Origin of the sequence: Mycobacterium sp. 141 (assembly GCF_000382405.1) — a bacterium.
Lineage (GTDB): Bacteria > Actinomycetota > Actinomycetes > Mycobacteriales > Mycobacteriaceae > Mycobacterium.
Map to the genome: position 1 here is coordinate 48,197 of NZ_KB908272.1, position 13,258 is coordinate 61,454.

Consider the following 13,258-nt stretch of genomic DNA (forward strand, 5'->3'; position numbering starts at 1 on the left):
GTCAATCATCGCGGGTGTCGCAGCCGACGAGCCCGCTGTCGGCGCGTCCGTTCAGGTTCCCCAGCTCGGCGCGCAATGCCCGGATTTCCGCGCGCAGGTCCTCGATATGCGCTGCGGTGATCGCCTGGCCCGTGGTGTCCTCCTCGGCGACGCGCTGCACGATCCAGGATGCGATCGTGGCGGTGATGGATCCGACCAGGCTGATGCCGCCGACCATCAGCAACGCGGCGATGACACGCCCCGTCATGGTGACGGGGTACTCGTCGCCGTAGCCGACGGTGGTGATGGTCGTGATAGACCACCACAATGCGCGGCCGAAGCTGTTGATGCTCGCGCTGGGGTCGTTTCGCTCGGCCTGCAGGACTGCCAACGATGCGACATACACGAGCAGCACCGCACCGGCGACCGTGTACAGCACGACTCGCCCGCGAATGGCATTGCCTACTGCCTTTTGCAGCACGGTGATCAGTAGCACCAGACGCACCAGGCGCAGCGGCCGAATGATCGGAAGCACGACAATCGCGAGGTCGAGCAGGTGCCGGTAGAACCATGTCCATCGGTGCGGAGCCAGCCACAATCGGACGGCATAGTCGACGGCGAACGCGCCCCAACACAGTGCCGTCAACAGATGCACCACCTGCGCGGCGACACCGTGCGGCTGTTCGAGAACCTCGACCGAATACCCGATCAGGAACGCCAGGGCGACCACCGCGAGCGGCCATTCACCGCGCTGTTCCCAGCGGTCCAGCGGTACATGTGCAGTCACACCGGAGAGTGTGCGGGATGGCCCTGAGCCAGTCCAGAGAGGCATCCCAGGCACCGCGAAATCAGTGGGCGCTAACGCCTTTGGCAACGGCAGCCGGGCCCGCGCATACCCTGGCGGCCAGTACCGCAACCAGGAAACCGCCCAATGCCGTCCAACCGACAACTCCGCTGAGTCCGTTGTTGGCCATCACCACCATGGCGGTGCCGGCCAGCCAGACCAGCACACCCGTGGCGATCGAGCGGATACCAGTGGGATGCACCCGCGCATCCCACCACGGCAAGGGCCGGTGCTCCAGTGGCGACAGCAGCCGGAACACCACCGCCATGACGACGGCGAACACCGCAGCGCGCAACGCGAGCCTGCCCCAGAAACCCGGTGAGTGCGGGTCGAAGGCGTCAAGACCGAACGCGTGCAGGGTGAAGGTGGCAACGGCGATGGCCGGGATATGCCACAGATAGAGCGTCATCGCTCCCCCGTTGCCGACCGCGACCACCTGCCACACCCGCGGGCGTGCCGCCCAACGCCTGATGGCTCCGGCCGTCGCCACGAACAGACACGACATCCACGTGCAGTGCAACGCGAGCAGCAACGTCGGGGGCGACACGTTCGACACCCGCTCGTTTCCCGTGACGACCAGAGATACGTCGTATGGGCCGTACACCGCCAGCAGGACCTGAACGATGAACGCAGCCGCCGCGGCGACCACGGCTATCCGCACACTGGTCAACCCTCGCGCGTAGGCAACGCCGATGACCATCGGGATCAGCCAGACGATGAGGAGATTAGCGGTGCCGGCCGCCGGATCGCCGACAGCGAGCCGCACGCCGTCCATCACGGCCGAAGCCACCACCAGCGCGATCACCACAGCGGTGGCAGCAGCGCGGTTCGGCAGCCGGGTCAACGGGGGCACGAACGCCAGCGCCATCAGGTAGACGCCCAAAAACCACAACAGCGCAACGCATTCCCGCCCGAGCGCTCGCGCGGAATCGGCTCCCATCGTCACCTGCACCGCGATCAGGGCTAGCGTCCACACCGCGAGGTACCAGAACACCGGCCGACACAGCCGCTGCGCGCGGGTGAACAGCCACGCACCCCACGACGTCATCGAGCCGTTCGGCTGCCAGCTGTAAGCCCCGGCTGCCCCACCCGCGAGGAAGAACAGCGGCATGACCTGCAGAACCCAGGTGGCGGGGGCCAGCGCGGGCAGGGCTCCGAGAATGTTGCCGACCTCCACGCCACCGGCGTCGATGGTGGCCAGGAGCAGGGCGCAATGTCCGAACACGACCACGAGCAGAGCCCCCAGCCGGGCCACATCGACGGCGCGGTCGCGGTCTGGTTTGGTGGCGCGCGCGACGGCGGCCGCCGATGGCACGACCTCGGAGTCAGGCATGGCTACAGTCTGCCGGTGCATGATGCGCCGCCGAAGAGTACTTATACCTGTGTTTCGGCCGGTCTGCTGTACACCGCGACGACGCTGCGGGCCGATCGCACCTCCTCAGCGCGTTGGCACAGATGTCGCCCGTCGCGTAGTTCCCCAGGTGCGGGCCTCGGGGTAGGTCCTACCGGCTCGCGTAGGCGGTGTCTAGACGATGTTGGTTTCCGCAGGGCTGGTAGCAGTGTCGGCGTTGGCGAAGCGGTCGAGGGTGAATCTGCTGATGTCGTAGCGGGGCGTTCTGCCGTGGTAGAGGTCGCGGACGATCTCGCCGGTGGCCGGTCCCATCAGGAAGCCATGCCCGGAATAGCCTGTGGCGATCAGCAATCCCTCGACCTCACCTGGACGGTCGATGATCTGATTGCAGTCGGGGGTCACCTCGTACAGTCCCGCCCACCCGGTACGGATGCCGTAATCGAGCACCGCCGGCGCGCACCGCGCCGCGATCTGACCGACTCCCATCAACCAGTCGTCGAGCTCGAACTTCAGATTGAAACCGGGCTCCTGGCGCGGATCCGACCAGCCCAACAGCAAACCGGCGCCCTCGGGATGAAAGTAGAAACTGGAGGGAAAATCGATGGTCAATGACGGTGAGCGGGCCGGCAACCCCGCCACCGGCTCGGTGAACGCGATCTGACGACGCACTGGCGTGACCGGAATCGCAACACCGATCATGTCGCCGATGACACCCGACCAGGCCCCCGCGGCGCACACCACGGTTCTGGTCGCGATGACACCCCCACTGGTGACCACCCCGGTGATCGAGTCCGCCCGCCGGGTGATGTCGAGAACCTCGCAATGCCGCACGATCCGCGTGCCGTGCTGGCGCGCGGCCGTCGCATACCCCAGCACCACCGCCTCCGGAGTTGCCTTGCCGTCCCGCGGCGACCAGCACGCTCCCACCAGGTCGTCGGAGCGGATCAGCGGTGAAATCCGTTTCGCCTCATCGGGATCGACGATCACACTAGGTACCCCATGTCGATTGTGCACTGCGACCTGCTCGGTGAAGTTGTCCAAGCTTTCCCGATCCGACAATAGGTACAGGTACCCGTCGCGACGAAAGTCGATGTCCTGGCCGTACAACTCACCGAACCGCGCGTAGACCTCCAGGCCACGCAGCCCGATCGCGATATTGGCCGGATCGCTGAACGTTGCGCGCACACCCCCGGCTGCCCTGCACGTCGATCCGCTGGCCAACTCGCCCCGCTCGACCAAAACCACATCACCCACGCCGGAAGCCGCCAGATGACAGGCAATGCTGGTACCGATCACACCGCCACCGATCACGACAACGGAGGCCTGTGGGGGAACAGTTTTCATGCGGTGCACCTCAAATTTTCTTCCTGGCTCCCAGTTACGGCAACGCTCCCGTGGCCAAGCGATGTCGAACCGCGCTCTCCTGTACCCGTGACTCTAATGCCGCCGAGATTGTGCAATTAGGAACAGCGAAAGATTGCAGAACTATCCGTCAAGAATCACTATTGATTCCAAAAGGCGCTCACGAAAGTGAATGGGTGCGGTGCGCGTTCTCTGCGACCAGGCCCCTCAAGCGCTATGCTCGGCCGACTACAGGAGACCTACTTGCGTTCGACCGTCGGTCGCGATCTTCTCGAACAGCGTCATGTCACCGGCGAATACCGAGTCCGGCACCGGCCAATGCAGCACGATTTCGGTAAAGCCCATTGCGCTGTGCTGGCCCGCCCAGTCCACGAAGGCGGCAACGGAACTGAGTTTCGGAGACGAGCCATGGACGAGCACCTTGTCGAGTTCGGTCACGTCCCGCCCCACGGCATCGCATGCTGTGCTGAGCTTGTCCAGCCGACTCCGCAGGACGCGCAAACCTTCTTCGATCGTAACGTCGCCGGTGGCTGTCGTGTCGAGGTCGGTGACCCAGCCTTGTCCGTACCGCGCGGCGAGACCGAGACCGCGCCTGCCCGTCGCTGCGACGTAGAACGGAATCCGCGGCGCCTGAACGCAACCCGGGATGTTACGCGCCTCGATAGTTGTGTAGTAGTTACCGTGCGAGGTTGTCGCGTCCTGCTGGAGCAGCGTGTTCAGTAGTGCAAGGAATTCAGCGAAGCGATCTGCTCGCTCCCGCGGTGTCCAGGGCCCATCACCCAGTACGCTGGCATCGAACCCGGTTCCACCAGAGCCTATCCCGAGCGTGATACGACCATCGGACAGATCGTCGAGCGTAATGAGGTCTTTGGCCAGGGTGACCGGGTGCCGGAAGTTTGGGTTGGTCACCATGGTTCCCAATCGGATGACTTCGGTCGCTGTCGCCGCGGCGGCGAGCGTAGGTATGGTTCCGAACCATGTACGGTCACGAAATGTGCGCCACGACAGATGATCGTATGTGTAGGCGGCTTGGAAGCCGAGCCGCTCGGCTCGTTGCCAGATGACACGCGCCTCCCGCCACGGATAGACGGGAAGGATGATGGTGCTCAGCAGCATGCGACGAGCCTATGCGCCCACACAAGTGTCATTTCGTACTACCTCGGGTCCATGAACTCCTAAGCGACCGAATCCGGTTGCGCGGCGATCAGGCTGCGTCTACGCCGGCAGAAAGCGGAGACGACCTCATCAGAGCCAGCTCGGCGGTCTGATGGCATTGGCGAAGTCGACCAGGGTGTAGCGGTGTCGTCGGCGTGGTGTGTGCCGTGCCAATTCCCGCAGCACCTCCTCGATACTCATGCGTAGGCCCCGCTGGTCAAAGGAATGCCCAAAGATCGGATCGTCGGCGGCCGGCTCAGCCCCTGACCGCAACCAGTCAAGCGCGATGCCCAGCACGAGCGCTCGGATCTGCAGAGCTCGCGGCTCGGTCTCGGACAGGCGGCTCACCCGCCGTGCCGTATCGCGCAGATCTGCCTCGGTGATCTCGGTGCTGGGGCGGCCATCTAACAGCATCACCACCGACGTGAGTTGAGCTTCACCGTAGTGGCGCGATGTCGATGGAACCTGGTCGAGCACCTCGATCGCACCGGCCCGATCGCCGCGACCGGCGAGTAGGCGCGCCAGGCCGAACGCCGCGTTGACCATCGACGAGTCGGTGCGCCACAACGTTCGGTAGTCCCGCTCGGCCAACTGCCGCAATCGCTCGACTCCGGATGCGTCGGGGGTGTCCAGGAGAAGCTCAGCCGTCGCTGCGGCCGCAAGCTTGGGCGCAGCTTCACCGGGCAACAGGGCGACAACCCGTTCGAAACACGCAAGGGCCGCACCGAGATTGCCGGCCTCGAGTCCGGAAATCCCGTCATCCCAATCCTCTCGCCATTCGTCATTCGGCTCCTCAACGGGTACCGGGCTCGGCAGGGAATGGGCGACGTCTCGCGCGTTCAGTCGGACGTTATGCGGGCGCCCGTCGATGAACACATCGGTGGGCTGCAGGGCCAGATCGGCACCGCACGTGGAGCGGGGCACGCTGAACAGCGTCGATACCCGGGGGCATGGCACGCCCGTCTGCGCGGCGAGGATTTCGTGCAGCACCCCCTTGCACTGGTCGGCCAGCTCGTCGATGGACGAGAACCGTTGCATGGGACGAGGATTGGTCGCACGGACCAACAGCCGGTAAAAGGACTCGTACCGTTCGAACAGCGGCACCTCGTCGCGGCTCGGTAATGTCTCGGCGTACCGGTCGTTGGGCAGGTCGACGGTCAGCTTGGCCAGCGTACGGCCGACCGTGTAGACATCCGTGGCGATCGTCGGTCCGGTCCGCACGATCTCAGGCGCCTGGAATCCCTTGGTGCCGTATATGTATCCGAAGTCGCCGATGCCCGACACCGCACCCATGTCGATCAACTCGATGTTGTCCTCGGTGAGCATGATGTTCTCGGGCTTGAGATCGTTGTAGATCAGGCCGAGCGAATGCAGATAGGACAGCGCAGGCATGACATCGAGCAGATAGCCGAGTGCCTGCTCCACGGGCATCATCGGTCTGGGTTCGCCGGCCGGAGCGGCTTGCTGCGTCGCGAGGATGGCTTCCAGCGTGGTTCCGCCGATGTACTCCATGACGATGTAGCCGACGGGGCGCCCATCGAACCCCGGGTGTTCGACGAAGTTGTAGATCTTGACGATGCCAGGGTGGTTCACCATTGCGAGGAACTGACGTTCGGCGACGGCGATCGCCTGTGCCTGCTGTCCTCCGGGCTGAAGCAGGCCTTTGAGCACCACCCACCGGTCGCTGACATTGCGGTCGACCGCCAGATAGATCCAGCCGACTCCGCCGTGGGCGATGCAGCCCTGCACCTCATACTGGCCGGCCACCAATTCCCCCGCATCCAGTTGCGGCGAGAACGAGAACAACGCGCCGCAGTGCGGACACACACCGTCACTCGGCCCGGGCCGGCCGGCGCTCCCCCGCCCCACCGGCTGCCCGCAGTCGCCGCATCCCCGTTTCGACTCGGCGACAACGGGATTGGTGAGGATCGCACTGCCAGGCTCGATGTCCTCGCGAATCGGGATCTCGACTAGGCCGTCACCGATCCGCCGCCGCCCGGTACGCAACCGCGGGCGGGTGGCCTCGACCTTGGTCGGCCCAGATTCGCTCACCAGGACGGCGCGCGTGCCCTCGTCACCGGCCATGTCAATCCCGATACTTCGGTTGTGGCGGGCTCGGCGCCGGGCCGAGGATACTGAACCACTTGCGGTACAGCCGAACCCACGTCCCGTCCTGCCGGATCCGTTCCAGGCTGGCATTGACCGCGCGGACCAGATCTTCTTCGGATTTGTTGACTCCGATACCGTAGGGCTCGTTTTCCAGGCTCGGCCCGACGATCTCCAGGTTCGGATCCTGTCCGGCCATGCCGACGAGAAGCGAATCGTCGGTGCTGGCCGCGTCCACCTGACCCTGCTGAAGCGCGACCAGGCAGTCGTCGAAGTTCTGCACGCCGACAATGGTCGCCGCCGGGGCGACCCGGGCGACGGTAGCAATGGATGTCGTCGCCAGTCCGGAGCAGACCCGCTTGCCTGCCAGATCGGCCGGCCCCTGCACCGGCGAACCCCGTGGCACCAGCAGCCGTTGATGTCCTTCGAAGTACACGGTCGAGAACGCTATCTGCTCCGCGCGGGGACAGGTGATCGTCGTCGCCTTCGTCAGGATGTCGACGGTTTTGTTTTGCACCGCGGGCATCCGCTCCGGCTCCGTCAGGAGCCGGAAATCCACCTTGTCTGGATCACCGACGAGGTCCCGCGCGACCTCGTGCGAGAGGTCGACCAAGAAACCCCGCAGTTCCCCGGTCACCGGATCGCGAAAACTGAGCGGGACGGTGTTCTGGTCAATGCCGACAATCACTCGTCCGCGGCGTCGGATCTCCTCCACCGTCGGCCCACCTGCCGTGGACGGCCGCAAACTCGCTGTCGCGTCGCAGCTTTCGACCGCCGCCCCGCTGACCGACGGCGCCACGACGGCACCGCTGGGCAGCGGCAGGGTCGTGAGCGAAGCGGGCACCTGCGCAAGTGGCTGCACAGTCGAACAGCCTGTCAGCACGGTCGCTGCGAGGACGAGAAGCCCGGTGACGGCACGCATCAGTGGTACTCGCTCAGCCTCGGTGCGACACCCGCGGCAACCGCCAGCGCCGCCAGCACACTGATGGCCGCGGCACCGGCCGGAAGTGCACTCAGCGCCATGTACGCACGCGTGATGCCGTCGCGCTGCCGCTCCCGCAGCCGTGCGATGTCGTCGCCCAATGCTTGATCCAAGAGGGTGAACTGGGCCGCGGAATGCTGGAGCCCGCTGTCTCGCGCGATCGCCACCGCGCCCTGGTAATCGCCCCGGCCCAGTGCGCTTCGGATCTGATCATGGGCACTTGTCCAGCCGTGCAGGGCGTCCCGCGCCCCATCCACCGGGTGGCTGTCGAGCAGTTGCCCGACCTGTGTGGTCCGCTCATCGAACCCGGCGTCGGATCCGGTGTCGGAACCGCGTTTGAGCAGGCCGAGAATTTCGTCCGCGCGGGCTTGCTGAACAAGGATCCGGGCGGTCACCGCGACTTCGAGCGGCTCGCCACCCTTCGTGCGGGCGTCGTCGGCGGCGTGTGCCGCCACCAGCCCGGCGACTGCCAGCCACACCGTGAGCGCTGCCATCAACACCGAAGCCAGCACCAGTCCCGGGTTGAGCCGACGATGACTGTGGCTGGCCAGGAAAACCTGTGCGAGCACCAGCAATCCCACGGCGAACGCGGCTCCCACGATCGCTGCATACGGGGGCGCGGTCGAACGCTGCGATGCCGTGACAGCGTCGGTCTGCGTCCGGTACAACTGCTCGGCATCGGGCAGGATCGACTGTTGCAGCAGCGTGGATGATTCACTGAGATACGCGACGCCGATCGGGAGGCCGGCGCGGTTGCTCGAGCGGGCGGTCGCCATCATCCCGGTGTACAGCGCGAGCTGGTTGGACAGGTTCGTGAGTAACGTCAGCGAGTGGGTGTCGTTGGGCGACACGCCGTTCGACGCCGTCACCAGACCGGCGGATGCCTGTCCGATGGCGGCGTCGTAGCGGTCGCGGATCTCGCTGGGTTCGACACCGCCGGCCAGAAACGCGGTAGCCGCCGTCGTGTTGGCGGACGACAGAGCGCTGTAGATTCGCTGCGCCGCATCGGAGAGCGGTTCGGTGTGCGAGCCGAGGGTCCCTAGCTCCCGTTGCCTGCTGGACACCGTCGCCGACGCCGCGACGCCCACGGCCAGCACCACTGCTACGAGAATGACGGCCACCGCCGCTATCCGGCCGGGCGTGGCCCGCAGGAAGTCGATGACCGGGCGGTCCGGCTCGTCGAGATCGACCAGCAGAGACTCGTCGAGTGTGCGTGCCCGCAAACTCTCCAACTCACCGCTGTGCACTCGACATCTCCTCGTCGCAGGCTGGGGCCAGACCAGCGATACCACACGTCATCCAATGCGGATAAATCGCACGGTAGCGCCTGCAAACGCCTCGCGTGCGGGGTTGCCTCACACAAAGGTCACGATGTCGTGGAAGAGACCCTATGTGCCTGGATATGTAGGCGTAACGCCGCTGAGCGGCCAGTTGCGTCACGCATTCTTCGAAGAGTGGTGCACCAAACTGGCCATTCGGGCTGCCCGTCTCCGTCAGCGCATCCTCAGCTTTCACACAGCAAAACGCCTGAGGTTTGTAGTTGTGATGCCCGGCCCAGTGTCGTACCGTCAACCTAGTTGATTAGCCGTCCTAGCGGAGATTTCCTCTGTCCGCGCCTGGTCGCCGCTCATTGAAAGGGTCACGAATGCAGCGGGTTTCGATCGGACGTCGGCTGAGCCGACGCTGGATGCTGCTGGTGGCCGTGGTGGTGATCGCGGTGGCGGCCTTCGCTGTGTACCGCCTGCACGGCGTTTTCGCCTCGCACGACGTCACATCGACGCCCAGCGGTACGGTGAACGAGATCGTTCCGTTCAATCCCAAGCACGTCGTCATGGAGGTCTTCGGCCCGCCGGGCACGGTGGCAACCATCACCTACCTGGACGTCAACGCCCAACCACAGCGCGCCGACAACGTCACGCTGCCATGGGCCTACGACACGACCACCACCCAGCCCGCAGTGTTCGTCAACGTCCAGGCCCAGGGTGACAGTGATTCGATCGGCTGCCGGATCAAGATCGATGACGTGGTCAAGGACGAGAGAACGGTGAACACGCTGAACGCCTACACCTACTGCCTGGACAAGTCCGGATGAGCACCGAGAACGACGCACAGCACAGGGTTCCGGACCTGATCCGGCGGTTCTCAGTACTCATCGCGATGTTCTGGCTGGGCCTGGCGGTGGTGACGAATGTTTTCGTACCGCAGCTGGAGACCGTCGCCGAATCGCACAACGTGTCGCTGAGCCCCCAAGATGCGCCGTCGTTGCAGGCCGCCAAACGGATCGGCAAGGTGTTCGGCGAATTCGATTCCGACAGTTCGGCGATGATCGTGCTGGAGGGCGATCAACCGCTGGGCGCCGACGCGCACCACTACTACGACGGCTTGATTCAGAAGCTGCGTCAGGACACCAAGCACGTCGAGCACATCCAGGATTTCTGGGGTGATCCGCTGACGGCCGCGGGTTCGCAGAGCGCCGACGGCAAGGCGGCCTTGGTGCAGGTGTACCTCGCCGGCAATCAGGGCGAGTCGCTGGCCAACGAGTCCGTCGACTCGGTCCGTCGTATCGTCGAGGACACTCCGGCACCGCCGGGTGTCAAGGCCTATGTGACCGGCCCCGCTCCCCTGGTCACCGACCAGTTCGAAGTAGGTCGCCAGGGCACGCTGAAAACCACCCTGATCACCATCGGGGTGATCTTGGTGATGCTGTTGTCGCTCTACCGCCGGCTCACCACGGCGATTCTGGTGATTTTCACGGTGATGATCGAGTTGACCGCCTCCCGCGGAGTCGTCGCGGTGCTCGCTAACGCCGGCATCATCGAGCTGTCGACGTATTCGACCAATCTGCTCACACTCCTGGTGATCGCCGCCGGAACCGACTACGCGATATTCATTCTCGGCCGTTTTCACGAAGCCCGGTACGCCGGGCAGGACCGGGTGTCGGCGTTCAACACGATGTACCGAGGAACCTCGCACATCATCCTGGGTTCGGGCCTGACGATCGCCGGTGCGGTGTTCTGTCTGACCTTCACGCGGCTCCCGTACTTTCAGAGCCTTGGTGTTCCCGCCGGAATCGGCGTCCTCGTCGCGGTGTTGGCGGCGTTGACGCTGGCGCCCGCGGTGCTGGTGATCGGCCGCCATTTCGGTCTGTTCGAACCTGCGCGGAAGCTGCAGACTCGAGGCTGGCGGCGCATCGGCACGGCCATCGTGCGCTGGCCCGGTCCCGTCCTGGTGGTGACTGTCGGGGTGGCACTCATCGGACTGCTCGCACTGCCGGGATACAAGACGAGTTACGACGCCCGGCCCTACATGCCGGCCGATGCTCCCGCCAATGTCGGCTACGCGGCCGCAGAACGCCACTTTTCCCAGGCGCGGCTGAATCCCGAGCTGCTGATGATCGAGGCCGACCACGACCTCCGGAATCCGACCGACATGATCCTGCTGGAACGCGTCGCCAAGGCGGTCTTCCACACCGACGGCATCGCCCAGGTGCAGTCGATCACCCGGCCGCTGGGCACGCCCCTGGACCACACGTCGATACCGTTCCAGATCAGCGCGGGAAGCTCGGCGCAGATCAACAATCTGCCCTTCCAGCAGGCCCGCGGCGCAGACCTGCTCAAACAGGTCGACGTGATCAACAACTCGATCGACATTCTGCGCCAGCAGTATGCGTTGCAACAGCAATCCAGCGCTGTCACCGATGAGCAGGCCAAGGCATTCCAGCAGACCGTCGCCACAGCCCAGAATCTGCGCGACAAAATCGCCGACTTCGATGACCAGTTCCGCCCGTTGCGCAACTACTTCTACTGGGAGCCGCACTGTTTCGACATCCCGATGTGCGCGGCACTGCGGTCGGTGTTCGACGCGCTCGACGGCATCGACGCACTGACCGATCAGTTGGCCAACGTCTCGGGCAGCATCGCCAAACTGGATGCGCTGCAACCGAAACTCCTCGCGTTGATACCACCGCAGATCGCCAGCCAGCAGACCAACCGCGATCTGACGCTGACCAACTACGCCACCACCTCGGGGATCAACGACCAGACGCAAGCCGCACTGCAGAACGCGACCGCCCTCGGTCAGGCGTTCGACGCGTCGAAGACCGACGACTCGTTCTACCTACCCCCGGAGGCGTTCACCAACCCCGAATTCCTGCGCGGGCTCAAACTGTTCCTGTCACCGGACGGCAAGGCCGCCCGCATGATCATCACCCATGACGGCGATCCCGCTACGCCGGAAGGCATTTCGCATATCGATAGCATCAGGCACGCCGCGCAGGAAGCCGTCAAGGGCACACCCCTGGCCGGGTCCAAGATCTACCTGGCGGGCACTGCGGCCACCTATAAAGACATCCAGGACGGCGCCAAATACGACCTCATGATTGCCGGGATCGCCGCGCTGAGTCTGATCCTGCTCGTCATGATGTTCATCACCCGAAGCATTGTCGCCGCCTTCGTCATCGTGGGCACGGTCGCGCTGTCGTTGGGCGCCTCGTTCGGGCTCTCGGTGCTGATTTGGCAGGATCTTCTTGGCATCAAACTGTTTTGGATCGTGCTGGCCCTTGCCGTGATCCTGCTGTTGGCGGTGGGATCGGACTACAACCTGCTGCTGATCTCTCGATTCAAGGAAGAGATCGGTGCCGGCTTGAACACCGGAATCATCCGGGCGATGGCAGGCTCCGGCGCGGTGGTGACGGCGGCCGGCCTGGTGTTCGCGGCCACCATGGCCTCGTTCGTGTTCGCCGATCTGCGGATCCTCGGCCAGATCGGCACCACGATCGCGTTCGGTCTGCTGTTCGACACCCTGATCGTGCGGTCGTTCATGACGCCGTCCATCGCGGCCCTGATCGGACGCTGGTTCTGGTGGCCGTTGAGGGTGCGACCCCGTCCCGCAAGCCAGATGCTGCAACCGTACGGGTCGCGCGCTTCAGTTCGTCAGCTACTGCTGTGGGAGGACGGCGACCCGATCGCCGGATCGCCGCGACAGAGCTAAACCGCCGGTTCGCTTGCCAATAACGGAGCTTCTTGCAAGTTCTTTTTCAACCGCGCCACCCTACGCAGCTGCGCGACGATGTTCATGGAGGTCAGCATCGGAATTCCGCCGATGAACGTCCGGAAGGACGGGTTGCCGCCGTGGACATGGAGCTCGTACAGGCAGCCCACGACGTAGAAGAAACCCATGCTGAAGAGCACGGCAGGTATCGCGTACGCGAGCGGATTACGCGCGTCATCGACCAGTTCGGTCGCGTATTCGACCTCGTCCTGCGTCAGCGGTTGACGCTTGCGCAACTTTGCCAGCACCGCTTTGTGGGCGCCCACCTGTTCCCCCATCGGCGCCGGTGTCCGGTTCTCCAACCGGGTGACGTACAGGAATACGCACGACGCGAAAGTCAATGCCATCACACCGGCAAGGATCGTGAGATCGCCCCAAGTACCGAGACCCACGTGAAAGCTCCTCTGCTCGCCTGCGCTTACCTAGCCTC

At 64.6% G+C, this 13,258-nt stretch carries 10 protein-coding genes; 2 read left to right on the top strand and 8 right to left on the bottom strand.

Annotation, left to right across the window (positions count from 1 at the left end):
* Window position 1: 1 nt before the first annotated feature.
* From H276_RS0118985 to H276_RS0119015, 7 genes are all read right to left on the bottom strand, one after another.
* On the bottom strand, window positions 2–766 hold the full coding sequence (locus tag H276_RS0118985) for a potassium channel family protein (protein ID WP_019972867.1): 765 nt from the start codon (window positions 764–766) through the stop codon (window positions 2–4).
* A gap of 61 nt (window positions 767–827) precedes the next feature.
* On the bottom strand, window positions 828–2,156 hold the full coding sequence (locus H276_RS0118990; protein ID WP_019972868.1) for an acyltransferase: 1,329 nt from the start codon (window positions 2,154–2,156) through the stop codon (window positions 828–830).
* 192 nt (window positions 2,157–2,348) lie between these two features.
* Complete coding sequence (locus H276_RS0118995) at window positions 2,349–3,518, bottom strand: FAD-binding oxidoreductase (protein WP_026357183.1); 1,170 nt, start codon at window positions 3,516–3,518, stop codon at window positions 2,349–2,351.
* 246 nt (window positions 3,519–3,764) lie between these two features.
* Window positions 3,765–4,652: an LLM class flavin-dependent oxidoreductase gene (locus H276_RS0119000; protein ID WP_019972870.1), complete on the bottom strand. Its 888-nt coding sequence runs from the start codon at window positions 4,650–4,652 to the stop codon at window positions 3,765–3,767.
* 129 nt (window positions 4,653–4,781) lie between these two features.
* Window positions 4,782–6,776 carry a serine/threonine-protein kinase gene (locus H276_RS0119005; protein ID WP_019972871.1) on the bottom strand — a complete coding sequence of 665 codons (1,995 nt, stop codon included), beginning with the start codon at window positions 6,774–6,776 and terminating at the stop codon, window positions 4,782–4,784.
* 1 nt (window position 6,777) lies between these two features.
* Window positions 6,778–7,719, bottom strand: a complete 942-nt coding sequence (locus H276_RS0119010) for a glutamate ABC transporter substrate-binding protein (protein WP_019972872.1) — start codon at window positions 7,717–7,719, stop codon at window positions 6,778–6,780.
* The gene (locus H276_RS0119015) at window positions 7,719–9,026 is read right to left on the bottom strand and encodes a hypothetical protein (protein WP_019972873.1); all 1,308 of its coding nucleotides are present in this window, start codon (window positions 9,024–9,026) and stop codon (window positions 7,719–7,721) included. Before H276_RS0119015 ends, H276_RS0119010 begins: the two co-directional genes overlap by 1 nt.
* Window positions 9,027–9,424: 398 nt before the next feature.
* Here H276_RS0119015 and H276_RS0119020 point away from each other — a divergent pair, with 398 nt between their 5' ends.
* Together H276_RS0119020 and H276_RS0119025 are read left to right on the top strand one after the other, a co-directional pair.
* Window positions 9,425–9,871: an MmpS family transport accessory protein gene (locus H276_RS0119020; RefSeq protein ID WP_019972874.1), complete on the top strand. Its 447-nt coding sequence runs from the start codon at window positions 9,425–9,427 to the stop codon at window positions 9,869–9,871.
* Window positions 9,868–12,768, top strand: coding sequence for an RND family transporter (locus H276_RS0119025; RefSeq protein WP_019972875.1), 2,901 nt, complete (start codon window positions 9,868–9,870; stop codon window positions 12,766–12,768). Before H276_RS0119020 ends, H276_RS0119025 begins: the two co-directional genes overlap by 4 nt.
* On the opposite strand, the gene H276_RS0119030 is transcribed toward H276_RS0119025, so the two are convergent.
* Window positions 12,765–13,220, bottom strand: coding sequence for a hypothetical protein (locus tag H276_RS0119030; protein WP_026357184.1), 456 nt, complete (start codon window positions 13,218–13,220; stop codon window positions 12,765–12,767). The genes H276_RS0119025 and H276_RS0119030 overlap by 4 nt on opposite strands.
* Window positions 13,221–13,258 lie beyond the last annotated feature (38 nt).